This window comes from Micromonospora salmantinae, from assembly GCF_022230905.1.
GTDB lineage: Bacteria > Actinomycetota > Actinomycetes > Mycobacteriales > Micromonosporaceae > Micromonospora > Micromonospora salmantinae.
In genome coordinates this window covers 341,927-365,089 of record NZ_JAKKFG010000012.1, presented here as the reverse complement: position 1 = coordinate 365,089, position 23,163 = coordinate 341,927, and the positions used below count along the sequence as shown (strand labels likewise).

The window sequence follows — 23,163 nt, the reverse complement described above, 5'->3', positions numbered from 1 at the left end:
GCATGCGCCCAGGACCGAGCCAGGATGACGTCCGACGGCAGAACCTCGGGGCCCTGCTGCGACACGTGCACGTCCACGGGGCGACCACCCGTGCCGAACTGACCACCACGCTGGGCCTCAACCGCAGCACCATCGGCGCGCTCACCGCCGACCTGTCCGCGGTGGGGTTGGTCAGCGAAGGGGCACCGAAGGAAACCGGCCGAGCCGGACGACCGTCACTGGTCGTCCGGCCCGAGTCGGCCCGGGTCTACGCGTACGCGTACTCGGTGGAGGTGGACCGGCTGCGCGCCGCCCGGATCGGGCTGGGTGGCGCGGTCCTGGACCGCCGGGATCTGGACCGGCCGCGCGGGCTGCTGGCCGCGGAGGCCGCGCCACTGCTGGCCGGCGCGGTCAAGGAGATGCAGCAACTGGTGCCGGCGGACGCGATCTGCGTCGGTGCCGGCGTCGCGGTCTGCGGCATGGTCCGCCGGGACGACGGCCTGGTCCGGCTCGGCCCCACCACCGGTTGGGTGGACGAGCCGATCGGCGCGGCCCTCGCCGACGAGTTGGGCATCGACGTACCGGTCACAGTGGGCAACGTGGCCGACGTCGCCGCGTTCGCCGAGCACGCACGAGGTGTGGCGGCAGGCTGCGACAACGTCCTCTACCTGTACGGCGACGTGGGCGTGGGTGCCGGCATCATCGCCGGTGGGCGCCGGCTGACCGGGCACGGTGGCTACGGCGGCGAGGTCGGCCACATGAAGGTGGTCCGCGACGGCAAGCCCTGTGAGTGCGGCTCCCGGGGCTGTTGGGAGACCGAGATCGGCGAGCACGGCCTCCTGCGCGCCGCCGGACGCTCCGACGCCCGGGGCCGTGACGCGCTGCTGGAGGTCTTCGACGCGGCCGACCGCGGGGACGCCAGGGCCCAGACGGCGGTCCGCCAGGCCGGCGACTGGCTCGGCTTCGGGGTGGCCAACCTGGTGAACGTCTTCAACCCCGAGATGGTCATCTTCGGCGGGACAATGCGTGACCTCTACCTCGCGGCGGCGGCCCAGATCCGCAGCCGGCTCAACTCCAACGCGCTCGGCGCCTGCCTGGAGCACGTCCGGCTGCGCACGCCGAAACTGGGTACTGACGCGCCCCTGATCGGTGCCGCCGAGCTGGCCTTCGAACGGCTCCTCGCCGACCCCCTCGACGTGGGCTGATCCGCGTACGCTGTCCGGCGTGGATGTCGAGCTGCGCGCCTCCGACGACGACCGCAACCGGGTGGTCGCCGCGCTGCACCAGCACACCGCGGCGGGCCGGCTGACGCTCGACGAGTTCGCCGATCGGGCCGGTGCGGTGTGGACGGCGCGCACCCTCGGTGACCTGGCCGCGCTGACCCGCGATCTACCGGCCCTGCCCACCTCGGTCGTCGACGCCGGCCCGGTCGGGCGCGGGCGTCAGGAGTTGCTGATGGTCTTCGCCGCCGCGGCGCTCACCCTGCTGCTGCTCGGCGGCCTGCTCGCCGTCACCCGCTGATCCCTGTCGCTCCGCGATGAACTGATCGCGCGATCAGTCCGTACCAGTGGGCGGACGGGCAACCGGCAGGATACGGCTGCCCGGTCCAGACGCGTTCCGGTCCGGACCGAGGAGGCACCACAGACATGGCACCGCGCAGATCCGCCCACCGCCGACTGGGCACCCGGACCCACCGAGCGGCGATGCTGCTCATCGCGATCATCGCGGGGGTCGGTGTCCTGCCCGGCGTGGCCGTCGCCGCGCCCGCCGGTGGCCAGCAGCTCAACGCCGCCGACATGACACTGCTCAACGGAGTGCGGCTGGCCGGGCTGTGGGAGATGCCAGCCGGCCAGATGGCCGCCGAGAAGGGACAGTCGGCGAAGGTCCGGGAGATCGGCGCCGGCATCGCCAGCGAGCACCAGAAGCTCGACCAGCTCGTGGTCGACGCGGCCAACAAGTTGGGCGCGACGATCCCCAGCGAGCCGACCGCAGAGCAGAAGGGCTGGCTTGCCGAGATGCAGAAGGCGTCCGGCGCTCGGTTCGACCAGATCTTCGTCACCCGGCTCCGGGTCGCCCACGGCAAAATCTTCCCGGTGATCGGCGCGGTCCGCGCCAGCACCCGGGACGCCACCGTCCGCAAGCTCTGCGAGGACGCCAACGCGTTCGTCCAGCACCACATGCAGATGCTGGAGAGCACCGGCCTGGTCCGTTGGCCGGAGCTGCCGCCGGCCGCGCTGCCCGCCCCGGGTGAGGACGGGCTCCTGGCCGCTGCCTCCGCCAACTCCGGCCCGCAGGTCGGAGTCAGCAGCACGGTCGTCTGGCTGGTCTTCCTCGCCGCGCTGGGCACGGGTGGAATCGCCACCTACCGGATGTTGCGCCGCAGCTGACCGATCAGGCAGCGGCCTGGATGGTGGCTCGCGTCAGCGGTCTACCTGGGTGAAGTCCCAGGAGTGCGGGGCGCGGGCCACCAGCAGGGCTGGCGGGTCCGGCAGCGGGCGGGGGTTGCTGCGCCACTTGGAGATCACCACCACGCGGTGGTCGGTGGAGGAGAAGACCTCGCTGGAGACATGAAGCGGGTCGTGCTCCAACTCGGGCAGGGCGGTGTCGCACACCCAGGTGATCAGGTCGGCGACTCCGTACGCCTCGGCGCGTGCCTCCCACATCCGCACGATCATGTCCGCCGCTCCCGTCACACGCTGACCGTTGTCAACGGAAGTGCCGAGTCGGCTGGCAGGTCCAGTCGGCTCGGAGCGACCCCGGCGGCGACCAGGTGCGAACCGAGCGCGGCCACCATCGCGCCGTTGTCGGTGCACAGCTTCGGCCGGGGTACCCGGACCCGGATGCCGTACTTCTCGGCTCGCTGCTCGGCCATCGCCCGCAGCCGCGAGTTCGCCGCCACTCCCCCGCCGATGACCAGGGTATCGATGCCCTGCGCCCGGCAGGCGGCGAGCGCCTTGCTGGTCAGGACGTCACAGACCGCCTCCTGGAAGGACGCCGCCACGTCGGCCACCGGCACCGGCTCACCGGCACGCTGACGGGCCTCGACCCACCGGGCCACCGCCGTCTTCAGGCCCGAGAACGAGAAGTCGTACCGGTGGGCGGCGAGATCCTTCGCGGCGGTCAGACCGCGGGGGTAGGCGATCGAGGCGGCATCGCCGGCCCGGGCCTGCCGGTCGATGGGCGGACCGCCCGGGAACGGCAACCCGAGCAGCCGGGCGACCTTGTCGAACGCTTCCCCGGCCGCGTCGTCGATGGTGGCGCCCAGCGGGGTGACACCCCGGGCCAGGTCGTCCACGAGCAGGAGGGACGAATGGCCGCCGGACACCAGGAGCGCGATGGCGGGCTCGGGCAGTGGGCCGTGCTCAAGGGTGTCCACCGCGACGTGGGCGGCGAGGTGGTTGACGCCGTAGACGGGTTTCTCGGCGGCGACCGCGTACCCCTTGGCGGCAGCGACGCCGACCAGCAACGCACCGGCGAGCCCCGGCCCGGAGGTGACAGCGATCGCGTCGATGTCGGCCAGCGTGACGCCGGCCTCGGTCAGTGCCCGGTCCATGGTCGGCACGATGGCCTCCAGGTGTGCCCGGCTGGCCACCTCCGGCACCACACCCCCGAACCGGGCGTGTTCCTCGACGCTGGAGGCGAGCGCGTCGGCCAGCAGGGTGTGCCCCCGCACGATGCCGACACCGGTCTCGTCGCAGGAGGTCTCGATACCCAGGATCAGTGGTTCGTCAGCCATGGTCGTGTGGTCCGTCCCCGGTCGACTCGGCGTCGCGCCGCATGACCAGCGCGTCGGTGTTGCTCGGTTGGTAGTAGCCGCGCCGCACCCCGATCGGCTCGAAACCGTACGTCGCGTAGAGCCGCTGAGCTGCCGCGTTGTCCACGGCGACCTCCAGCAGGGTGCTGCGGGCGTCGCGCCGGACCGCCTCGGCGAGCAACTCCTCCAGCAGGGCACGGCCCACGCCGCGCCGCTGGGCGTCCCGGCGGACGGCGATGTTCTGCACCCACACCTCGTCCGGCGGAACGCCGGCGAGCCCGGCGTAGCCGAGCACCGACCCGTCCGCGTCGACGGCGATCCGGTAGTGGTGCCCGTTGGCGAGCTCGCTCCAGAACATGGCGGGCGACCACTTCTCAGCGCCGAAGAGGTCCGCCTCGATCGGCAGCACGTCGTCGATGTGCCACCAGCGGAACGGTTCGAGCCGCACCGCCGTCATGGCAGGACCGGTTTGCGGCCGGTCGCCGCCACCGCGTCGGGGCGGCGCAGGTAGAGCGGGGTGAGCCGCTCACTGGACGCGCCCGCCCGGACCCGCTCGGCGGCGAGCAACGCCAGCACTGTCGCGTCCGGGTAGCGCGGCTCGACCCGAACGGGCAGGTCCAGGACCTCGGCGTACCGGTGTGCCCCGTCACCGACCGCGATCGTCGCGCCCAGTTCGCGGGCGCGCGCGGCGGCGACCGCCGGCGCGGACACCTCGGGCCCGACGATCCGCTGGCCGGCACCGTCGTAGACGGCCCAGTAGAGCTCCTTGCGCCGGGCGTCGGTGGCGGCCAGGACCGGCGCGCCGGACGCCGCCGGGTAACCGATGGCGTCCAGCGAACAGACGCCGTACGTGGGGATGCCGAGCACCTGACCCATCGTCGCGGCGGTGACCAGGCCGACCCGTAGCCCGGTGAACGGACCCGGGCCGAGCCCGGCGACGATGGCGGCCAGGTCACGCGGGCGCGCGTCAGCGTCGGCGAGGACCGCATCCACCTGGGGCGCGAGCAGCTCACCGTGCGCGCGGGCGTCGACGGTGCACCGGTGCGCACGCGACGCCACGCCGTCTGCCGAGACCTCCACCAGCGCGGCGGTGACCGCGGGGGTCGAGCTGTCCACCACGAGTACGAGCACGGTAAGCCAGCCTAGCCGCCCCGCCCACGCGCCCCGGTCACGCCCCGCCACCGCCGCTCCGAATGAGCGGTGGAGCCACGTTCCCGAATGAGCGTGATGTCTGTGGGTCATCGTGATGACTCACAGACATCACGCTCATTGAAGTAAGGCGACCCGCCATCCGCCGATCTGCCGCAACGGGATCGCGGACGTCTCGCCCTTGGTCCACCATGCCGGGATGTCATCCACTCGCCTTGTCACCCTTCTCGGCGCTGCCGTACGGCAGCAACGACATCTGCGCGACCTGAGTCAGCGTCAGTTGGCCGCGCTGGCCGAGGTCGACCAGGCAGCGGTGGCCCGCTTCGAACGCGGTGAGCGGGCGCCTACCATCGCCGTACTGGAGCGGTTGCTTGCCGCGATGGATGTGCAGTTGGTCGTCGGGGTCGAGCCGTTGGACGCGCACCTCGACGCCCGGATCGACGACCTGGCCGCCCGGCCGATCGCCGAACGGATCGACGGGCTGGGGTTGGATCGGCTGCTGGATCGGCTCACCGACTTTCCGCAGGCGATCACCGGGAGCACTGCGGCGCTGTTGCAGGGCGCGCCGGTGCCGGTCGACGCGCTGGAGATCGCCCTGCGCTGGCAGGACTCCAAACCGTTCACCCGCTGGCTGGAGACGAACTACGGGCAGCGGTGGAACGCCCGCTGGGGTGAGTTCGGCGGGGTGTGGTTGGAGCCAGAAGAGCCGGGCGAACACCTGTGGTCGACACGGTACGGGGAGATCAGGGCCACCATGTGCGACGAGCTGCCCGAGACGATCGAGGTGCGCCACGGTGGGCGGAGTTACCAGGTGGTGCCGCTGGTCGAGCTGGAACTGAGCGAGCCACGCGCCGCCGAGTTGCTGCGCCGCTACCGGGACCGGCAGCTGGCCAGCGACGGCTGAGCCAGTGCCGGTCCAAACCAGCAGCAGGACGTCGACGAGCGGCTCAGCCGGCGGTGCGCTCCCAATCGACTGTGGGCAGGCCGGCGTCGGCGAGTGCCTTGTTGGCCGCGCTGAACGGGCGGCTACCGAGGAAGCCGCGCGGGTTCATCGGGCTGGGGTGACCGGCCTCCAGCACCACGTGCTGCGGGTTGGTGACCAGCGCGGCCTTCTTGCGGGCGTAGCCACCCCAGAGCAGGAAGACCACCCGCTCCGGTGCCGCGTCCAGTGCCCGGATGGTCGCGTCGGTGAACTCTTCCCAGCCGGCGTTGGCGTGCGACCCCGGGGTGGCCTGCCGGACGGTCAGCACCGCGTTGAGCAGCAGCACCCCCTGGGCGGCCCACCCGTTCAGGTTGCCGCTGCGCGGCTTGGGGACGCCCACGTCCTCGCCCAGCTCCTTGAAGACGTTGCGCAACGACGGCGGCACCGTCACACCGTCGCGGACGCTGAAGCTCAAGCCGTGTGCCTGCCCGGCCCGGTGGTAGGGATCCTGCCCGAGGATGAGCACCCGGGTGCCCTGCGGCGGGCAGAGCCGGTATGCCGAGAACAGATCCTCCACCGGCGGGAAGACCGTCTGCGTCGCGTACTCCCGGGCGACGAACTCGCCCAGCGCTGCGGTGCGTGCCGGATCGAGGTGCGGGGTGAGCGCTGTGCGCCACTGCTCCGGCAGCAGGGCCAGCAGATCCAGGGCGGGGGCGTCGTCGGGCATCGGGAACCTCTCACAGCGCGGGTCGGACCCCCGCACTCTAGGCATCGGGTACGACAGCCGCCGACCTAGCCCAGGTCGGCGAGCCGCCGGGCCCAGTCACCGCCGATCGGGTCCAGCTCGACGATGCGGGTGTCGTCGTCGCGGCGGTCGATGCGAACCCGCAGGTGCGCGTCCACCAACTGCTCCACCAGGCCCTCGCCCCACTCCACCACTGTCACCGAGTCGTCCACCGACGCGTCGAGGTCCAGGTCGTCGATCTCGGCGCGTGGGTCGGTGGCGTCACCCAACCGGTACGCGTCGGCGTGCACCAGCGCCACCCGGCCGCCCCGACCCGGATCGGGGCGGTGCACCCGGGCGATCACGAAGGTCGGCGAGGTGATGTCCCCGAGAACACCGAGCCCGGCGCCGATGCCCTGGGTGAGTGCGGTCTTGCCGGCGCCCAACGGGCCGGTCAACAGCACCAGGTCGCCGGCACGCAGCAGCCCGGCCAGCCGCCGGCCGAAGTCCCGAGTGTCCTCGACGGTCGGCAGCTTGACGACGTGACTCACCGTTCCTCCACGCTCTGCAGTGACTCCAGGAACCGCGCCAGGGCGGCGTTGACCTCGTCCGCGTGCTCCAACATCACCACGTGACCGCTGTCCTTGATCTTCACGAACTCGGCGTGCGGCAACCGGCGGACGATCTCCTCGGAGTGGGTCACCGGCGTGATCATGTCCTTGTCGCCGACCACCACCAGCACCGGAGCTGCCGCCAGCGCCGCCAGCGCCGGGAAGCGCGAGTGGGTGGCCAGGGTCCGCAGGTAGCGGGTCACCGTGTCGGCCGACGTCCGGGAGTTCATCGTCTCCACGTAGGACACCAGCGACGGGCTGGGCTTGCGGGTGCCGAAGCCGTACTTGCGGGTCAGTAACCAGGCCACGTTCGACGTCGACTTGCGGGCCTTGTCGATCACCGGCCCGCCGTACCGGGTGGCGTTGCTGACCATGTAGAGCACCGGGCCACCGACCCGGCCGAGCAGCGCGGGCGCGACCAGCTTGGTCTCCGCGACGAGCCCGCCCGACGTGGCCATCAGAACGGTGCCCACCACCCGGTCACCGAACAGTTCCGGGAACAACTCGGCGAAAGCCATGATCGTCATGCCACCCATCGAGTGGCCGACCAGCACCAACGGCCCGTCCGGGGCGGTCCGGTCGATCACCTGGCGCAGTGTCCGGCCGAGCACCGCGAGGTCGTACTCCCCGGTCTCCAGGCGGCCGGACCGGCCGTGACCGGGCTGGTCGTACGCCACGATCCGGTAGTCACCGCGGGCGGCGAGCATCTGGCGCTGGAAGTGGAACGTCCCCATGTCCAGGCAGAAGCCGTGCACCAGCACCACTGTCGGTCGCCCCGGCACCGGCCGGGTCGGCTCGACCACCTCGACGTGGATGTCGGTGCCGTCCGGCAGCTCCAGGCGGAACGCCTCGTCGTACCGCTGCTTGTCGAATGTCTCGTGCGCGTAGCGGTCGGCCGGGTCGGCCTTGAGCCGGCGGACCAGGGTCCGCTCGGTAGCGACGCCAGCCGCCAGACCTGCCGCGGCCACCCCCACCGCCGCGCCGACGATCCCGGCTACCCGGCCCGCGGCCGTCCGCGGACGCGGAATCCGATAGCTCATGGTTTCTCGCCGTCGTAGACCCGGGGCACCCGCGTGCCGCCGAACCGGGTGACGATCTCGTAGTTGATCGTGCCGACCGCCTCGGCCCAGTCGTCCGCTGTCGGCTCGCCGTCGACGCCGCTGCCGAAGAGCGTCGCCACGTCGCCGTCGGCCACCGGGTCGTCGCCGCAGTCGAGCACGAACTGGTCCATGCAGACCCGCCCCGAGATCGTCCGGCGTACGCCGCCGAGCTGCACCGGGCCGGTGTTGGACGCGTGCCGGGGGACCCCGTCGGCGTACCCGAGCGGCACCACGGCCAGGTTCGCGTCGGCGTCGGTGGTGTAGGCGTGTCCGTAGGAGATACCGGTGCCGGCGGGCACCCGCTTGGTGAGCATCACCCGGGCGCGGGCGGTCATCGCCGGCCGCAACCCGTACGTCTCGCCGGCCACCGGGGAGAGCCCGTAGATGGCCAGGCCCGGGCGGACCAGGTCGAAGTGGGTGTCCGGGCGGGTGAGGGTGGCGGCCGAGTTGGCGAGGTGCCGCCAGCGCGGTCGCAGCCCGGCCCGCTCGACCATGGCCAGCCCCTCATGGAAGACGGCCAGTTGACGGTCGGTGGTGGGGTGGCCGGGCGAGTCCGCGTACACGAAGTGGCTCCACACGCCGACCACCTCGACCAGGCCGTCGGCCTGCGCCTTCGCGGCGGCGTCCAGCAGCGCGGGCCAGTCGGCGACCGTCGCGCCGCCCCGGGACAGCCCCGTATCGATCTTGAGGTGCAGGCGGGCGGGGCGCCCGGCGAGGCGACTCGCCTCGATCATCTCGTCCAGTTGCGCCAGGCTGGCCGCGCCCAGGTCCACCCCGGCGGTGACCCCCTCGTGCAGCGGCAACCCGGGGGCGAGCAGCCAGGCCAGCACCGGCACTGTCACCCCGGCCCGCCGCAGGGTGAGCGCCTCGTCGAGGGTGCAGACACCGAGCCAGTCAGCGCCGGCGTCGAGCGCCGCGCGGGCGGCCGGAAGCATGCCGTGGCCGTACCCGTCGGCCTTCACCACTGCCATCAACTCGGCGGTGGTGCCGGAGCGGAGCCTGCTCACGTTCTCGCGGATGGCGTCAAGATCGACGCGTACCTCGGCCTGCCACATGTGCCCAGCCTACTTTCCGCCGTGATCACCGCGGGCGGCGACGCACGTCCCGACGCGGCGATCCGGTCACCGCACCCGGAACCGCCCCGTTCAGCCCAGCCGGGCCAGCACCGGACGCAGCGCGGTCGCCACGTCGGGCGCGGTCACCGGCCCACCCCGGGCCGCCTCCCGCCCGGCGAGCCCATGCAGGTACGCGGCCGAGGCGGCGGCCCGATCGGCGGGTACCCCGGCTGCCAGCAGCGAGCCGAGCAGCCCGGCCAACACGTCGCCGGTGCCGCCGGTGGCCAGCGCCGGGGTGCCGGTCGGGTTGACGTACGCCCGACCGTCCGGCGTGCCGATCACCGTGCGGTCGCCCTTGAGCAGCACCACAGCGTTCATCCAGGCGGCCAGCCGCAGCGCGGCGCCGACCCGGTCGGCGCCCGGCTCCTCCCCGCAGAGACGGGTGAACTCCCGGTCGTGCGGGGTGACCACGATGGGCGCGTCCCGGCCCCGCAGCCGGTCGGCGAGCGAGCCGTCCACCAGCAGGGTCAGGGCGTCGGCGTCGAGCACCACCGGCACCGGGGCGGCCAGCACGGCGCGCAGCTCGGCCGCCGCGTCGGCGCCGGTGCCCAGCCCGGAGCCGCAGACCCAGGCCTGCACCCGGCCCGCGTCGGCGACCCGCCCACTGGCGATCACCGACGGGTGCTGGTGCAGCACCTCGGCGCGGGCGCTGCCGGCGTAGCGGACCAGGCCGGTCGGCCCGGCCAGTGCGCCGCCCACGGAGAGCACCGCCGCACCGGGGTAGGTCGCCGACCCGGTCGCCACCCCCACCACGCCCCGGGTGTACTTCTCCGACGCCGGCCCCAGCTGGGGCCACCAGTCGACGAGGTCGGACCACTCGGTGACCCGCATCGCCGGGGTGCCGCGCAGCCACTGCCGCAGCCCGATGTCGACCAGCTCGACCTGCCCGGCCAGCGCGGCGGCCGGCCCGACCACCAGGGCGGGCTTCAGCGCGCCGAAGGCCACCGTCACGTCGGCGCGGACCGCGGTGGGCCGACCGGACGCGGACAGCGGCACGTGACCGGTGTCGACCGCGACCCCGCTGGGCACGTCGACCGCCAGCACCGTGGCCCGTTCCCCGTCGCGTCCACGCAGCTCGCCGAGGCGCTGGACCACCTCGTCCGCGTTCGCCCGTAGCCCGCCGGTGCCACCGATGCCGACGATGCCGTCGAGGACAAGGTCGACCGGGCCGGTCGGATCCTGGACCAGCCGGCCGCCAGCGGCTCGCAGCGCGGACAGACCGCCGGCGTGCGCCCGCCCGGGGGTGAGCAGCAGGGCGGACACCTGGACACCTCGACGGGCCAACCGCTCCCCTGCGTACAGCGCGTCGCCGCCGTTGTCACCGGAGCCGACCAGCAGCAGCACCCGGCCTCCGTAGACCCCGCCCCGCTCGGCGAGCAGGAGCGCGGCCCGGCGGGCCAGGCCGGCCGCGGCCCGCTGCATCAGCGTCCCCTCCGGCAGCGTGCCCATCAACCCCGCTTCGGCCGCCCGTACGTCGGCCACCCGCCACACCGATCTCATGCCACCGTGTCCCATTCCGTTAGCGGGCGGACCTGACCGGCCCTCCCGGCCGACGTCATCGTTCCGCGACCACCATCGCCGACGCGATCCCGCCGTCGTGCGACAACGAGAGATGCCAGTGGTTGACCCCGCGTGCGTCGGCCACCGCCGCGACAGTGCCGGAGACGGCCAGCCAGGGGCGGCCGTCCGGGTCGGGCACGATCTCGCAGTCGTGCCAGCTGAGCCCGGCCGGGGCGCCGAGCGCCTTGGCCACCGCCTCCTTGGCGGCGAACCGGGCGGCGAGCGACTCGGGCGAGCGCGGGCTGCCGGAGCGGGTGTGCCGCTCGGCCTCGGTGAAGAGCCGGTCGGCGAGCAGCGGCGTCCGTGCCAGGGCCCGGGCGAACCGGTCGACCAGGACGACGTCGATGCCGACAGCGACGATCACCACACCACCCTACCGGCGGTCGAGGCCGCAGATTAACCGTCGGGCTCGCGCTGGGCAACGCCTGTGGACACCCCGGGGTACGCCTCGACGTCGGCTGTCCACAGGGCACCGCGCGGCCTCCGGTACGTGCCTAGCGTCAGCGCGTCGATGCCGATCGTCCACGGGGGTGTGGTCATGACCGACGAGCCGTTCGCCGTCCAACCGGAGGAGTTGCGGGCTGTCGCCGTCCTGCTCGACGACGAGGCGCGCCGGTTGGCGTTGGGCCTCGCGGGGCTGCCCGGGCTGGTGGTGGCGGCGCCCGAGTGGCGAGCCGGCGCGGCGCTGGCCGGGTTGGAGGCGGCCGGGCACGCCTGGTTCTGCCGGCTGGGTGCCCGGGTCGCGGCGACCTCCGGCGGGGTCCGGGCGGCGGCCGAGGCGTACGAGACGGTGGACGACCGGGCCGCCGGCCGGTTCGCCTCCCTACCCCGGTGAGCAGTGTCGGTTACCGACAGCTGTGGGCTGTCGATCCGGGCGGGTGGCGGGCCGCCGGGGCGGCGTGGGCGGGGTTGGCCGGGCCACTCGATCGGCACCTCGGCGAGCTGCGCACGGCCACCGGGCGGTTGCGGGGCGGTTGGTCGGGTGCGGCAGCCACGGCGGCGGGCACTCGACTCGGCGGTCTGCGTGACGAGCTGGCCTCGATCGCACCCGCGCTGATCGAGGTCGACCAGGTGCTGGCCGAGTTGGCCGGTGGGCTGGCGGTGGCGAAGGCACGGCTCTCCCAGGCGGTCGCCCAGGCCGAGGCGGCCGGCCTGCTGGTGGACCGTTCGGGTGGGGTGCGGGTCGATCCCGCCCGGTTTCGGCCCACCGAGCGGGCCGGGGTGGCAGCGGCTGGGGTGGCCGCGGCCCTGCGGGCCGCGCTCGACGGGGCAGCCGCCGCAGACCGGGTCGCCGCCGACCGGTTGGATGACCTGGCGAGGGCCGCCGGCACCGGTTGGGCGTCCCCGCCCCCGCCGGGCCGACCGGCCCTCGGTGCCGCACCCGCGCTGGTCAGCGCCTGGTGGTCCGGGTTGACCCCGGCGCAGCGACGGTGGCTGATCGGGCGCGAGCCGGCACTGGTCGGCCGGTTGGACGGGCTACCGGTTGCCGTCCGCGACCGGGCCAACCGGTTACGGCTCGACGCCTGGCGTGCGGAGCTGCTGGCCGAGCGGCGACGGCTGCTGTCCCAGGTGTCGCCAGGGCCGCTCGCGTTGATCCGGTTGCGCGGGGTGGCCGGACGGCTGGCCGGCCTGGACGCGCTGGTCGAGCGACTGACGGCCGGCGAGGCGCCGCGGGCGTACCTGCTCGGGTTGGATCCGGCGGGTGAGGGCCGGGCGGTGGTGGCGCTCGGCGACCCGGACCACGCCGACCGGGTGCTGACCTACGTGCCGGGGATGACCGCCGGCCTGGACGACGCCTCCGGCGAGCTGGGCAGGGCGGCCCGGGTGCTGGAGCGGTGTGCCGCGCTCGCCCCGGATGAGCGCAGCGCGGCGGTGCTCTGGTTGGACTACGACGCTCCGGATCTGCTGACCGAGGCCGCCTCGGCGGGTCAGGCCCGGGACGCCGGCCCGGCGTTGCACCGCTTCCAGGAGGGGCTGCGCGTCAGCCACGACGGGCCGCCGGCCCGGCAGACGGTGCTCGGGCACAGCTACGGGTCGCTGGTGGTGGGTGTGGCCGCCCGGGAGCACGGCCTGGCCGCCGACGCGTTGGTCTTCGTCGGCTCCCCCGGTGTCGGCGCGTCGCACGCCACCGAGTTGGGTGTGCCACCCGGGGAGGTCTGGGCGAGCAGCGCCCCCGACGACGTGATCCGGGCGGCCCGGTCACCGGAGGAGCTGGGCCGACAGGCCCTGCTGCGTACGGCTCCGCTGGCCGCCGTGCTGGGCTGGCCGGGCCAGACCGGGCACGAACTGTGGTTTGGGCACGACCCGTCGGATCCCGGGTTCGGCGGTCGGGTCTTCGGCAGTGGGCGAGGCGGGCACACCGGTTACTGGGACCCGGGCAATCCTGCGCTGGACGGGATGGCCCGGGTCGTGTTGGGCCGCTGAGGCTTACTCGACGGTGACCGACTTGGCCAGGTTGCGGGGCTGGTCCACGTCGTGCCCCCGAGCGGCGGCGATCTCGGCGGCGAGCACCTGCAACGGCACAGTGGTGACGAGCGGGGCAAGCAGGGTGGGCGTACGCGGCACGTAGATCAGGTGGTCGGCGTACCGGACGACCGCCTCGTCGCCCTCCTCAGCGATCACGATGGTCCGCGCGCCACGAGCCCGGACCTCCTGGATGTTGGAGACGACCTTGTCGTGCAGCATGCCCCGGCCCACCGGCGAGGGCACCACGCAGATGACCGGGGTGCCCTTGTCGATCAGGGCGATCGGGCCGTGCTTCAGCTCACCGGCGGCGAAGCCCTCGGCGTGCATGTACGCCAACTCCTTGAGCTTCAGCGCGCCCTCCAGGGCCACCGGGTAGCCGACGTGCCGGCCGATGAACAGCACTGTCGGCTCGGACTTCAGCTCCCGGGCCAGCTCGCGGACGGGCTCGATCCGGTCGAGCAGCTCACGCAGCTTGCCGGGAATCTCCTGCAACTGCGCGACCACCGCGCCCACCTCGTCGGCGAACTTGATTCCGCGCACCTGGGCCAGGTGCAGGCCGATCAGGTAGCAGGCGACGACCTGGGTGAGGAACGCCTTGGTGGAGGCGACGGCGATCTCCGGCCCGCCGTGGGTGTAGAGCACGGCGTCGGACTCGCGGGGGATGGTCGAGCCGTTGGTGTTGCAGATCGCCAGCACCCGGGCCTTCTGCTCCTTGGCGTGGCGCAGCGCCATCAGGGTGTCCATCGTCTCGCCGGACTGCGAGATGACCACGATCAGCGTGGACCGGTCGAGCACCGGGTCGCGGTAGCGGAACTCGCTGGCCAGCTCCACCTCGCACGGGATCCGGGTCCAGTGCTCGATGGCGTACTTGGCGACCATGCCGGCGTGGTACGCCGTGCCGCAGGCCACGATGAAGATCTTGTCGACGTCGCGCAGGTCCTGGTCGCTGAGGCGGACCTCGTCGAGGGCGATCTCGCCGCTCTCGGTGAGCCGGCCCAGCAGCGTGTCGGCGATGGCCTGCGGCTGCTCCTCGATCTCCTTGAGCATGAACCAGTCGTAGCCGCCCTTCTCCGCGGCCGAGGAGTCCCAGTCGATGTGGAAGTCCTTGCCGGCGGCGGGCTGGCCCTCGAAGTCGGTGATCTCGATGCTGTCACCGGTGATCAGCACGATCTGGTCCTGGCCCAGCTCGACCGCTTCCCGGGTGTGCTCGATGAACGCGGCCACGTCGCTGGCCAGGTAGTTTTCCCCGTCGCCCCGGCCGACCACCAGCGGCGAGTTGCGCCGGGCGCCGACGACCGCGCCGGGCACTGCGGCGTCCACCGCGAGCAGGGTGAACGCGCCTTCCAGTCGCTGGCAGACCACGCGCATGCCGGCGGCGAGCAGTTGCGGGCTGTCCGGCTGGCCGGCGGCGCGCAGGTCGGCCAGCGCGGCGGCGAGCAGGTGCGCGGCGCACTCGGTGTCGGTGTCGCTGGTGAACTGGACGCCGTCGGCCTCCAGCTCGGCGCGGAGCTTGGCGAAGTTCTCGATGATGCCGTTGTGGATCACCGCGACCCGTCCGTCGGGGGCGACGTGTGGGTGGGCGTTGCGGTCGGTCGGGCCGCCGTGGGTGGCCCACCGGGTGTGCCCGATGCCTGTGGTGCCGTCACCGATGCCGATCGGGCTGGCCGCGCAGGAGGTCGGGTCGTCGGCGGCCCGCTCGGACAGCACCTTCTCCAGGTTGGCCAGCTTGCCGGCCTTCTTCTCGGTCAGCAGCTTGTCGTCACAGACGATCGCGACGCCTGCCGAGTCGTAGCCACGGTATTCCAGTCGCCGCAGCCCGTCGAGGACGATGCCGAGTGCGGGGCGCGCGCCCGCGTATCCCACGATTCCACACATGGTCCGCAGCCTAACCCAGTTTCACTCATGTTGGTTGCTCGAAAGTCGGGTTATCAATCACGGAATCTGAGCGATCAGTGCCTGCGCGGCCGCAACGGGACGAGCGTCACAGGCAGCTCGCGCCCCGCTCCGGAGGGCGGGGTTGCGACACGCCTTCGGGTGCGACAGTCTCTCGGCGGGTTTGGCGCTCCCGTCCACGGCCCGTCCGTCCCATACCCACTCCCGCCCGGAGCAGCCATGTCCGACGCGCCGTCGCCCGACCCAACGCCCTCATCCGCTCCGGCCCCGGCCTCCCCCGCACCCCCGCCGGATCCGACGGCGCCACGGTCCTCGGCTCCGTTTCCGGCCCCCGACCCGCTGGCTCCGGGCCAGCCTTGGGCACCGCAGGCCCCCTGGGCGCCCGCCCCACCGGCCGCGCCGTGGACGCCGTCTCCGCCCGCCACCCAGTGGACGCCACAACCGTCCGCGACGCCGTGGACGCCCGACCCACAGACGCCCCCGTGGACGTCCGACGCCTCAGGCCCGCCGTCGGCCGGATCGCCACCCCCAGCGGGGTGGCCCATGCCCGGCGGGCAGCCCTCGGCCGCTGGCTGGCCGCCGCCCGGCACCGACTGGCCGCCGCCCGGCTATCCGCCGCCGTACGCCTACCCCGGGTATCCGCAGGTCCCCGGCAAGCCGGCCACGAGCAGCGGGCGGATCGTCGGGATCGTCGTCGCGGCCGTCGTGGCACTCGTCCTACTCGTGTGTGGCTGCCTCTGCGTGGGTGGCCTGTGGCTCGGCTCGACCAACCCGGACCCGATCGCCGAGCAGCCGTGGGTCGTCCCCGACGACGCCGGTTGGACGGAGCCCACCAGCGCACCACCATTCGCACCAACGGCAAGACCAGGGTGATGGTGGAGGCCAGATGGGCCGACGATGAGGGTGCGAGACCACTCGACTGCACAGTCACTGTCACCGGCGCCGGCAAGCCGGTCGTCGACAAGACCCGGGGGTACTGGCCGACCAGTTGCGCGCCCGAGTGAGGCTGGGGTCCGAGCCGGGTATGGCCGTAGGCTGGCGCAGGTGACGACGAGCACCGATGTCGACCTGCTGGTGGCCCGGATGCGGCCGTTCGGCACGACGATCTTCGCCGAGATGTCCGCCCTCGCCGTACGCACCGGCGCGGTCAACCTCGGCCAGGGCTTCCCCGACACCGACGGTCCGCCGGAGATGCTGGCCGCCGCCGCCGAGGCGCTGCGCAACGGGCAGAACCAGTACCCGCCCGGCCCGGGGATCCCCGCCCTGCGCGCGGCCGTCGCGGCGCATCAGCGGCGGTTCTACGACCTGGGGTACGACCCGGACAGCGAGATCGTGATCACGGCGGGCGCGACCGAGGCGGTCGCGGCGAGCATCCTCGCGCTCTGCGAACCGGGCGACGAGGTGGTCTGCTTCGAGCCGTACTACGACTCGTACGCCGCCTCGATCGCGCTGGCCGGCGCGGTCCGCCGGCCGGTGACGCTGCGCCCCACGGCCGACGGCCGGTACGCCTTCGACCCGGCGGCGCTGCGTGCGGCGTTCGGGCCGCGCACCCGGCTGGTGCTGCTGAACTCGCCGCACAATCCGACCGGCAAGGTCTTCACCCCGGCGGAGTTGGCGCAGGTCGCCGAGTTGTGCCAGGAGTTCGGCGCGTACGCGGTCACCGACGAGGTGTACGAGCACCTGGTCTTCACCGACGCGGCGAGCAGGCACGTGCCGCTGGCCAGCCTGCCCGGGATGCGGGAGCGGACGCTGCGCATCTCGTCGGCCGGCAAGACGTTCTCCTGCACGGGGTGGAAGGTCGGCTGGGCGAGCGGCCCGGCGGCGCTGGTCTCGGCGGTGCTCCGGGTGAAGCAGTTCCTCACCTATGTCAACGCCGCGCCGCTGCAACCGGCGGTGGCCGTGGCGCTGGCCCTGCCGGATGACTACTACACCGGTTTCCGGGACGGTCTCCAGCAGCGGCGTGACCAGCTCGTGGGTGGTCTGACCGACGCCGGGTTCGAGGTGCTCGACTCGGAGGGGACGTACTTCGTCACCGCCGACATCACCGCCCTCGGCGGCCGGGACGGGGTGGAGTTCTGCCGTTCGTTGCCAGAGCGCTGCGGTGTGGTGGCGGTGCCCACCCAGGTCTTCTACGACGACGTCGACGCGGGCCGGCGGCTGGTCAGGTTCGCCTTCTGCAAGCGCCCGGAGGTGCTGACCGAGGCGGTCAGCCGGCTGCACGCTCTGGGCTCGAGCCGCTGACGTGCCCGGAGCCGGCCGATCCCGGGTCGGTCGCCGACTGATCCGCTGTCGAAGCCGCGAGTCGGGTGAGCAGTTGGCCCTCGTCACCGAGCAGCACCGCCTCGGCGTCGTCAACGAACGACAGGTCCGCGGTCACGTGCCGGCTGGCCGCGGTGAGCAGCAACCCGACCACCTGATCCTCGGCGGCCCTCCGTAGGCCGTCCAGATTGCGCAGCTCGCGCAGCAGGTGCCCACGCTGGTTGCTCAGGACGGCGCGAACCGTGGTCGCGGAGCCGGACCGGGCGGCGGCGGTGACCTTGAGGAAGAAGTCGTCCCGGAATCCGCCGCTGCGCGGGCTCGGCTCGGCCAGCCACCGCGCCAACTCCGAGCGGCCGGCCGGGGTGATCTGGTAGACCACCCGGTCCGGCTTGATCGGCTGCGGCTGCCGTTCGGCGACGACCAGCTCGTCCCGGGAGAGCCGGTCCAGGATCTGGTAGAGGTGGCCGATGTTCAGCGGCCCCCACTGCGGGCCGACGGCGGCCTCGAACGCGCCCTTGAGCTGGTAGCCGTGGCTGGGGCCACCAGCGAGCAGGGCGAGGACAGCGTGCTGGATCGCCATGTCACCTCCGGTACGGGTCTTGCATTGTCACAATGTATCGCGCAGAGTGGGGACAGCACACGGGGAGGCGCGATGCTCGGCTTCATCTGGAGACAGCTGCGCGGCCGTGCGGGACGGTCGGTGGCGCTACTGGTCGGCGTGCTGGTGGCTACCACCGGCTTCGTGGTCCTGACCGGCGCCACCACCACCTCCCACCTGGACGTCACCGGCACTGTCGAGCGCAACACCCAGGTCGCCTACGAGATCCTGGTCCGTCCGAAGGGGACCCGCACCCCGCTGGAGGACGAGCGCCGGCTGGTCCGCCCCAACTATCTCTCCGGGCTGTTCGGCGGCATCACCACACAGCAGTACGAGCAGCTGACCGCCGTCCCCGGCATCGAGGTGGCGGCCCCGATCGCGATGCTCGGCTATTCCACCACGCTGCTGCCGACTCCGATCGACCTCACCGAGGCCGTCGACCGCTCGCTGGACCAGCAGGTCATCCGGGTCGACCCGACCTTCCACGCCGAACGCGGTCTCTCCAGCGCACCGGGCAAACCCCGGTACGTGTACGTGACCACGAAGCCGTTGATCTACCCCCGGATCGACAGGGGAATCGACGGTGACGCCGTGCCGTACTCCGATGGGCGGTCCTACTCCTGGTCGGACACCTGCGGGCCGACGCCCCGCGAGGTGCAGCCGGACGGGCGCAGCCTTCCCATCTGCGATCCGGGATACGCGTTGCTCGGCAACCCGGGCACCTACTCCGAGCGCGAGGATTGGTCCCTGCACGCCGTCCAACTGCTGCCCGACGGTCGGTTCCAAGCCGACTCCTACATCCTCGCGACCGACCGGGACGGCTCCGCTACACCCAAGGACCGGCTGGTGATGGCGTACGACCTGACCGTGCCGTTCCTCCTGGCCGCTGTGGACCCGGCGGCCGAGGACCAACTCGTCGGACTCGACGACGCAGTCGTCACCGGTCGAGCCGTCCGCACCGACGACACTGTCGCCGTCAACCGCCGGGGCACAGCGGACAACCACGAGGTCCCGGTCCTCGTCACCAACCGACCCTTCATCGACGAGTCGCTGGCGGCCAGGTTCACCCGGCTCCCGATCAGCCCCGCCGGGGTGGAGGCGATCGACCTGGAAGAGACGTTGAGCCGCCCTGGAGGGACTCCCGCCGGGTCCGGTCGGTACGACCTCAGCGCCGGGCACCAGGCGATGCTCACCGAGGAGCTTTCCCTGGCCGGCTGCTGCCACGGTCAACTTCAGACGGTCGTGCAGTCGGCCGAGGTGCAGTACGACCCGCTACCCGACGGCAGCCTGCGGGCCCGCCAGCAACCGCCCGGCGACCCCGAGGTGTACGGCAAGAAGGAGGCGTTCAACCCGCTGCCCCGACCCTGGCTTGCCGACGACACCGGTTCCCGATCGATACGGGCGCTGCCGCTACCCGTGGGCGCGAACAGCGCCAATCGTTTCTGGCGGGCCGTCGGTGTCTTCGACCCGGGCCGGCTGACCGGGTTCAGTGACCTCGGCCAACTGCCGCTGGAGACCTACCAGGCGCCGACGGCACAGGGTGCCGACGACCGCAGCCGGGCGACGCTGGGTGGTCAACCGCTGGCGCCCAGCGGCAACCCTGCCGGCTATCTGTCCGCGCCGCCGCTGCTCCTCACCAACCTCGGCAGCGTGCCGAAGATCCTGGAGGGTGGCGGTGGGCCACAGGCCAAGGCCCCGATCAGCGCGATCCGGGTACGGGTGGCCGACGTGGGCGGCTACAGCGAGCGATCGGCCGAGCGGGTCCGACTGGTCGCCGAGCAGATCGCGGCACGCACCGGGCTGGACGTCGACATCACACTCGGCTCGTCGGGCGCGCCGCAGACGGTGGAGCTTCCCGCCGGCTCGTTCGGCCGGCCGATGCTGCGGCTGACCGAGAACTGGTCGGCACTCGGCGTGGCCTCGATCATCACTCAGGCGGTGGACCGTAAGAGCATTGTGCTCTTCGTGCTGGTCCTGGTGGTGTGCGTGCTCTTCCTCGGCAACGCGGTCAGCGCCGCCGTCCGGGACCGGCGCTCCGAGCTGGCGGTTCTCTCCTGTCTCGGTTGGCCGGTCCGCCGCATCGCGGCGCTGATCCTGGGCGAGGTGGCCCTGCTGGGGCTCATCGCCGGTCTGCTCTCGCTGACCCTCGCGATCCCGCTCGGAATCGCGCTCGGCATCGACGTCGACTGGCGGCGGTCGGCCCTTGCCGTACCCATCGCCCTGCTGCTCGCGGTGGCCGCCGGCCTGGTGCCGGCGCTGCGGGCCGCGCGCACCCACCCGGCCGCCGCCCTCCGCCCGATCGTCGCTCCCGCCGGCTGGGTGCGCCGGCCACGCACGCTCTTCGGGTTGGCGCTGGTGAACCTGGCCCGCACCCCTGGGCGCACGGTCCTCGGCGCCGGCGCGCTGGCCATCGGGGTGGCCGCGCTGACGCTGGTCACCGCCGCCGCGTGGGCATTCCGGGGCGCGATCGTCGGCAGCCTGCTCGGCGACGTGGTCTCGCTGAGCGTCCGCGGCGCGGACACCGTGGCCGCCGCGGCCACGGTGCTGCTCGGTGCCGCCGCGGTGGCGGACGTGCTCTACCTGAACATCCGCGACCGGGCCGCCGAGTTGGCCACCCTGCGGGCGATCGGCTGGACCGACGCCGAACTCGGCCGGCTGGTCGGCTACGAGGGACTGACGCTGGGGCTCGTCGGTTCGACGACCGGCGCCGCGGTCGGCCTGGCCAGCGCGGGTTTGCTGATCGGCGCCCTTCCCGGCGCGCTGCTCCTGGTGGCCGTGCTGGTCGCGCTGGCGGGCGCGTTGCTCAGCGCCGTCGCCGCGCTGGTGCCCGCCGCCCTGTTGCCGCGCCTACGACCCGCCCGACTTCTGGCAGAGGAGTAGCAGTCATGAGCGAGCAGATCGGCAGCGCGATCTCGGTCGACCACCTGACACGACGATTCGGCACCGGGGCGGACCAGCTGACCGCAGTCGACGACGTCTCCCTGACCGTCGCGGCCGGCTCGGTGGTGGCGTTGACCGGGCCGAGCGGGTCGGGCAAGTCCACGCTGCTGCATCTCATCGGCGCGATCGAGCAGGCCGACGAGGGCAGCGTGACAGTCGACGACGTGGTGGTCAGCGACCTGCGTCGGGCCGCACTGGCTCGCTACCGGCAACGGGTCGGCTTCGTATTCCAGCGCTACCACCTGCTGCCCGCACTCACCGTGCTGGACAACGTGATCGCGCCGGTCCTCCCCCGCCGGGGCCGGGCCGATCACGCGACCCGAGCCCGCGAGTTGCTCGACGCGGTCGGCCTGGCCGGGCGGGAACGCGCCCTGCCCGCGCAGCTCTCCGGTGGCCAGCAGCAACGGGTCGCCATCGCCCGCGCCCTGATGGGGGCGCCGGGCCTGCTGCTGGCCGACGAGCCCACCGGCAACCTCGACTCCACCACCGGCGGGCAGATCCTCGACCTGCTGCTCGACCTCCGTGAACGGCACGGCATGACCATCCTGCTCGCCACACACGAACAGGCCATCGCCGCCCGCTGCGACCGACTGGTCCGACTGACCGACGGACGAGTCACCGAGGACCTCGACCTCACCGACGGCGAGGACCCCTCCGACACGTACGAGCGGGCGGCCCGACTGCGGCTGTGACGCCGCCCCGAGGTGGCCTCAGGCGACCGGGCTCGCGGTGCGGACCAGCTCGGCGATCCGCTCGGCGACCTCACGGGCGGTCGCCTCGGTGGCCGCCTCGACCATCACCCGGACCAACGGCTCGGTGCCCGACGGGCGCAGCAGCACCCGGCCGGTCTCCCCCAACTCCGCCTCGGCCCGCTCGACCTCGGCGCGTACGGCGGGTGCGGCGGCGCCGACGGTCCGGTCGCCGACCGGCACGTTGATCAGCACCTGGGGCAGCTTGGTGACCACCGAGGCCAACTCGGCGAGGGACTGGCCGGTGGCCGCCATCCGAGCCATCAGGTGCAGGCCGGTGAGCACCCCGTCGCCGGTGGTGGCGTGCGCGGGCATCACGATGTGGCCGCTCTGCTCACCGCCGAGCGCCAACCCGGAGGCGCGCAGCTCCTCCAGCACGTACCGGTCACCGACCTTGGTCTCGATCAGGCGGATGCCCTGCGCGGACATCGCGAGGCGCAGCCCGAGGTTGCTCATCACGGTGGCCACCAGGGTGTCCTGGGTGAGCGTGCCGGCGTCCCGCATGGCCAGCGCGAGGATTGCCATGACCTGGTCGCCGTCCACCTCGTCGCCGTCGGCGGTGACCGCCAGGCAGCGGTCGGCGTCGCCGTCGTGGGCGATGCCCAGGTGGGCACCGTGCTCGACCACTGCGGCGCGCAGCGCCTCGATGTGGTTGGAGCCACAGTCGTCGTTGATGTTCAGCCCGTCGGGCTCCGCGTGGATGGCGATGACCTCCGCGCCGGCCTCCCGGTAGGCGACGGGGGCGACCTCGGCGGCGGCGCCGTTGGCGCAGTCGACCACTACCTTGATCCCGTCGAGCCGGTGCGGAACGGTGCCCACCAGGTGCTGGACGTAGTGGTCGGCTCCGTCGAGCAGGTCGTGCACCCGGCCGACGCCGGCACCGATCGGCCGGTCCCAGGCGGTGGTGGCGTTCGTCTCGACGGCCGCCTCGATCTGCATCTCGATCTCGTCGGGCAACTTGTGCCCACCGGCGGCGAATAGCTTGATGCCGTTGTCCGGCATCGGGTTGTGCGACGCGGAGAGCATCACACCCAGGTCGGCCTTGGCCTCCGCGGTGAGGAACGCCACCGCCGGGGTGGGCAGCACGCCGACCCGCACCACGTTGGCGCCGGCGCTGGTCAGCCCGGCGACCACTGCGGCCTCCAGCATCTCGCCGCTGGCGCGGGTGTCGCGACCGACGACGGCGAGCGGCGGATGACTGCGGTCCGTCTCGGCGAGTGTGTGCGCGGCTGCCACCGCGAGCGCCAGCGCCAATTCCGGGGTGAGATCCGCGTTTGCCCGCCCGCGTACGCCGTCCGTGCCGAACAACCGACCCATACCCGCCAACCTCCGAAAGAGCACTGC

24 protein-coding genes are annotated in these 23,163 nt (G+C 72.9%); 11 read left to right on the top strand and 13 right to left on the bottom strand.

Going from position 1 to position 23,163, the window contains the following annotated elements; translation table 11 throughout:
• Positions 1-2: 2 nt before the first annotated feature.
• The 3 genes from PSH03_RS12290 (at position 3) to PSH03_RS12280 (ending at position 2,366) form a co-directional block, all read left to right on the top strand.
• The gene (locus tag PSH03_RS12290; protein ID WP_112737048.1) at positions 3-1,184 is read left to right on the top strand and encodes an ROK family protein; all 1,182 of its coding nucleotides are present in this window, start codon (positions 3-5) and stop codon (positions 1,182-1,184) included.
• A 19-nt stretch (positions 1,185-1,203) separates the two neighbouring features.
• Positions 1,204-1,500, top strand: a complete 297-nt coding sequence (locus PSH03_RS12285; protein ID WP_238689159.1) for a DUF1707 SHOCT-like domain-containing protein — start codon at positions 1,204-1,206, stop codon at positions 1,498-1,500.
• Between the two features lie 125 nt (positions 1,501-1,625).
• Positions 1,626-2,366 carry a DUF4142 domain-containing protein gene (locus PSH03_RS12280; protein WP_210783316.1) on the top strand — a complete coding sequence of 247 codons (741 nt, stop codon included), beginning with the start codon at positions 1,626-1,628 and terminating at the stop codon, positions 2,364-2,366.
• 33 nt (positions 2,367-2,399) lie between these two features.
• Here the strand turns inward: PSH03_RS12280 and PSH03_RS12275 are convergent, their stop codons facing one another.
• The 4 genes from PSH03_RS12275 to tsaB are packed head-to-tail and all read right to left on the bottom strand — an operon-like array spanning position 2,400 to position 4,864.
• The gene (locus PSH03_RS12275; RefSeq protein WP_053660576.1) at positions 2,400-2,654 is read right to left on the bottom strand and encodes a hypothetical protein; all 255 of its coding nucleotides are present in this window, start codon (positions 2,652-2,654) and stop codon (positions 2,400-2,402) included.
• Between the two features lie 14 nt (positions 2,655-2,668).
• Positions 2,669-3,715 carry a tRNA (adenosine(37)-N6)-threonylcarbamoyltransferase complex transferase subunit TsaD gene (tsaD, locus tag PSH03_RS12270; RefSeq protein ID WP_238689158.1) on the bottom strand — a complete coding sequence of 349 codons (1,047 nt, stop codon included), beginning with the start codon at positions 3,713-3,715 and terminating at the stop codon, positions 2,669-2,671.
• Positions 3,708-4,190 (bottom strand): ribosomal protein S18-alanine N-acetyltransferase, encoded by a 483-nt coding sequence (rimI, locus tag PSH03_RS12265; protein ID WP_210783312.1) that lies wholly within the window; start codon positions 4,188-4,190, stop codon positions 3,708-3,710. The genes tsaD and rimI overlap by 8 nt, the downstream gene beginning before the upstream one ends.
• On the bottom strand, positions 4,187-4,864 hold the full coding sequence (gene tsaB / locus PSH03_RS12260) for a tRNA (adenosine(37)-N6)-threonylcarbamoyltransferase complex dimerization subunit type 1 TsaB (RefSeq protein ID WP_210783310.1): 678 nt from the start codon (positions 4,862-4,864) through the stop codon (positions 4,187-4,189). Before tsaB ends, rimI begins: the two co-directional genes overlap by 4 nt.
• Positions 4,865-5,081: 217 nt before the next feature.
• Between tsaB and PSH03_RS12255 the strand changes: the two genes are divergently transcribed.
• Complete coding sequence (locus tag PSH03_RS12255; RefSeq protein ID WP_238689156.1) at positions 5,082-5,786, top strand: helix-turn-helix domain-containing protein; 705 nt, start codon at positions 5,082-5,084, stop codon at positions 5,784-5,786.
• Between the two features lie 43 nt (positions 5,787-5,829).
• Here the strand turns inward: PSH03_RS12255 and ung are convergent, their stop codons facing one another.
• The 6 genes from ung to PSH03_RS12225 all read right to left on the bottom strand — a co-directional run bounded on the left by ung (position 5,830) and on the right by PSH03_RS12225 (position 11,278).
• The gene (gene ung, locus PSH03_RS12250; protein ID WP_210783306.1) at positions 5,830-6,531 is read right to left on the bottom strand and encodes a uracil-DNA glycosylase; all 702 of its coding nucleotides are present in this window, start codon (positions 6,529-6,531) and stop codon (positions 5,830-5,832) included.
• A 65-nt stretch (positions 6,532-6,596) separates the two neighbouring features.
• Positions 6,597-7,079 (bottom strand): tRNA (adenosine(37)-N6)-threonylcarbamoyltransferase complex ATPase subunit type 1 TsaE, encoded by a 483-nt coding sequence (tsaE, locus tag PSH03_RS12245; RefSeq protein WP_238689155.1) that lies wholly within the window; start codon positions 7,077-7,079, stop codon positions 6,597-6,599.
• On the bottom strand, positions 7,076-8,179 hold the full coding sequence (locus PSH03_RS12240) for an alpha/beta fold hydrolase (RefSeq protein WP_210783300.1): 1,104 nt from the start codon (positions 8,177-8,179) through the stop codon (positions 7,076-7,078). The genes tsaE and PSH03_RS12240 overlap by 4 nt, the downstream gene beginning before the upstream one ends.
• A complete protein-coding gene (gene alr / locus PSH03_RS12235; RefSeq protein ID WP_238689154.1) occupies positions 8,176-9,294 on the bottom strand; it encodes an alanine racemase in 1,119 nt (372 codons plus the stop codon). Before alr ends, PSH03_RS12240 begins: the two co-directional genes overlap by 4 nt.
• 90 nt (positions 9,295-9,384) lie before the next feature.
• A complete protein-coding gene (locus tag PSH03_RS12230) occupies positions 9,385-10,854 on the bottom strand; it encodes an NAD(P)H-hydrate dehydratase (protein WP_210783296.1) in 1,470 nt (489 codons plus the stop codon).
• Between the two features lie 55 nt (positions 10,855-10,909).
• Positions 10,910-11,278: a holo-ACP synthase gene (locus tag PSH03_RS12225; protein ID WP_124860243.1), complete on the bottom strand. Its 369-nt coding sequence runs from the start codon at positions 11,276-11,278 to the stop codon at positions 10,910-10,912.
• Between the two features lie 174 nt (positions 11,279-11,452).
• Between PSH03_RS12225 and PSH03_RS12220 the strand changes: the two genes are divergently transcribed.
• On the top strand, positions 11,453-11,749 hold the full coding sequence (locus PSH03_RS12220; protein WP_112676914.1) for a hypothetical protein: 297 nt from the start codon (positions 11,453-11,455) through the stop codon (positions 11,747-11,749).
• Complete coding sequence (locus tag PSH03_RS12215) at positions 11,746-13,338, top strand: alpha/beta hydrolase (RefSeq protein WP_238689153.1); 1,593 nt, start codon at positions 11,746-11,748, stop codon at positions 13,336-13,338. Before PSH03_RS12220 ends, PSH03_RS12215 begins: the two co-directional genes overlap by 4 nt.
• A gap of 3 nt (positions 13,339-13,341) precedes the next feature.
• Here the strand turns inward: PSH03_RS12215 and glmS are convergent, their stop codons facing one another.
• Positions 13,342-15,255, bottom strand: a complete 1,914-nt coding sequence (gene glmS / locus PSH03_RS12210) for a glutamine--fructose-6-phosphate transaminase (isomerizing) (RefSeq protein ID WP_210783288.1) — start codon at positions 15,253-15,255, stop codon at positions 13,342-13,344.
• Positions 15,256-15,816: 561 nt separating this feature from the next.
• Here glmS and PSH03_RS12205 point away from each other — a divergent pair.
• The 3 genes from PSH03_RS12205 to PSH03_RS12200 all read left to right on the top strand — a co-directional run bounded on the left by PSH03_RS12205 (position 15,817) and on the right by PSH03_RS12200 (position 17,514).
• Positions 15,817-16,146 (top strand): hypothetical protein, encoded by a 330-nt coding sequence (locus PSH03_RS12205; RefSeq protein ID WP_238689151.1) that lies wholly within the window; start codon positions 15,817-15,819, stop codon positions 16,144-16,146.
• Complete coding sequence (locus PSH03_RS32450; protein WP_255750438.1) at positions 16,146-16,277, top strand: hypothetical protein; 132 nt, start codon at positions 16,146-16,148, stop codon at positions 16,275-16,277. The genes PSH03_RS12205 and PSH03_RS32450 overlap by 1 nt, the downstream gene beginning before the upstream one ends.
• A gap of 79 nt (positions 16,278-16,356) precedes the next feature.
• The gene (locus tag PSH03_RS12200) at positions 16,357-17,514 is read left to right on the top strand and encodes a pyridoxal phosphate-dependent aminotransferase (RefSeq protein ID WP_238689187.1); all 1,158 of its coding nucleotides are present in this window, start codon (positions 16,357-16,359) and stop codon (positions 17,512-17,514) included.
• Here the strand turns inward: PSH03_RS12200 and PSH03_RS12195 are convergent.
• Positions 17,480-18,112 carry a PadR family transcriptional regulator gene (locus PSH03_RS12195; RefSeq protein WP_238689149.1) on the bottom strand — a complete coding sequence of 211 codons (633 nt, stop codon included), beginning with the start codon at positions 18,110-18,112 and terminating at the stop codon, positions 17,480-17,482. The two genes, PSH03_RS12200 and PSH03_RS12195, sit on opposite strands and share 35 nt — an antisense overlap.
• Positions 18,113-18,184: 72 nt before the next feature.
• On the opposite strand from PSH03_RS12195, the gene PSH03_RS12190 reads away from it, so the two are divergent.
• A complete protein-coding gene (locus PSH03_RS12190; RefSeq protein WP_238689147.1) occupies positions 18,185-21,010 on the top strand; it encodes an FtsX-like permease family protein in 2,826 nt (941 codons plus the stop codon).
• Between the two features lie 5 nt (positions 21,011-21,015).
• Entirely contained in the window at positions 21,016-21,762 is a 747-nt protein-coding gene (locus PSH03_RS12185; protein ID WP_238687803.1) for an ABC transporter ATP-binding protein, read from the top strand.
• A gap of 18 nt (positions 21,763-21,780) precedes the next feature.
• Here the strand turns inward: PSH03_RS12185 and glmM are convergent, their stop codons facing one another.
• Positions 21,781-23,136, bottom strand: a complete 1,356-nt coding sequence (gene glmM / locus PSH03_RS12180) for a phosphoglucosamine mutase (RefSeq protein ID WP_091402319.1) — start codon at positions 23,134-23,136, stop codon at positions 21,781-21,783.
• Between the last annotated feature and the right edge of the window lie 27 nt (positions 23,137-23,163).

Excerpts from the sequence above, each read along its gene's own strand:
- PSH03_RS12275 (WP_053660576.1), bottom strand. The coding sequence starts at position 2,654 with ATGATCGTGCGGATGTGGGAGGCACGCGCCGAGGCGTACGGAGTCGCC.
- PSH03_RS12290 (WP_112737048.1), top strand. The coding sequence starts at position 3 with ATGCGCCCAGGACCGAGCCAGGATGACGTCCGACGGCAGAACCTCGGG.
- glmM (WP_091402319.1), bottom strand. The coding sequence starts at position 23,136 with ATGGGTCGGTTGTTCGGCACGGACGGCGTACGCGGGCGGGCAAACGCG.
- tsaD (WP_238689158.1), bottom strand. The coding sequence starts at position 3,715 with ATGGCTGACGAACCACTGATCCTGGGTATCGAGACCTCCTGCGACGAG.
- rimI (WP_210783312.1), bottom strand. The coding sequence starts at position 4,190 with ATGACGGCGGTGCGGCTCGAACCGTTCCGCTGGTGGCACATCGACGAC.
- PSH03_RS12220 (WP_112676914.1), top strand. The coding sequence starts at position 11,453 with ATGACCGACGAGCCGTTCGCCGTCCAACCGGAGGAGTTGCGGGCTGTC.
- PSH03_RS12200 (WP_238689187.1), top strand. The coding sequence starts at position 16,357 with ATGCGGCCGTTCGGCACGACGATCTTCGCCGAGATGTCCGCCCTCGCC.
- alr (WP_238689154.1), bottom strand. The coding sequence starts at position 9,294 with ATGTGGCAGGCCGAGGTACGCGTCGATCTTGACGCCATCCGCGAGAAC.
- PSH03_RS12255 (WP_238689156.1), top strand. The coding sequence starts at position 5,082 with ATGTCATCCACTCGCCTTGTCACCCTTCTCGGCGCTGCCGTACGGCAG.
- glmS (WP_210783288.1), bottom strand. The coding sequence starts at position 15,255 with ATGTGTGGAATCGTGGGATACGCGGGCGCGCGCCCCGCACTCGGCATC.
- PSH03_RS12205 (WP_238689151.1), top strand. The coding sequence starts at position 15,817 with ATGCCCGGCGGGCAGCCCTCGGCCGCTGGCTGGCCGCCGCCCGGCACC.
- ung (WP_210783306.1), bottom strand. The coding sequence starts at position 6,531 with ATGCCCGACGACGCCCCCGCCCTGGATCTGCTGGCCCTGCTGCCGGAG.
- PSH03_RS12230 (WP_210783296.1), bottom strand. The coding sequence starts at position 10,854 with ATGAGATCGGTGTGGCGGGTGGCCGACGTACGGGCGGCCGAAGCGGGG.
- PSH03_RS12195 (WP_238689149.1), bottom strand. The coding sequence starts at position 18,112 with ATGGCGATCCAGCACGCTGTCCTCGCCCTGCTCGCTGGTGGCCCCAGC.
- PSH03_RS12185 (WP_238687803.1), top strand. The coding sequence starts at position 21,016 with ATGAGCGAGCAGATCGGCAGCGCGATCTCGGTCGACCACCTGACACGA.
- PSH03_RS12280 (WP_210783316.1), top strand. The coding sequence starts at position 1,626 with ATGGCACCGCGCAGATCCGCCCACCGCCGACTGGGCACCCGGACCCAC.
- PSH03_RS12190 (WP_238689147.1), top strand. The coding sequence starts at position 18,185 with ATGCTCGGCTTCATCTGGAGACAGCTGCGCGGCCGTGCGGGACGGTCG.
- PSH03_RS12240 (WP_210783300.1), bottom strand. The coding sequence starts at position 8,179 with ATGAGCTATCGGATTCCGCGTCCGCGGACGGCCGCGGGCCGGGTAGCC.
- PSH03_RS32450 (WP_255750438.1), top strand. The coding sequence starts at position 16,146 with ATGGTGGAGGCCAGATGGGCCGACGATGAGGGTGCGAGACCACTCGAC.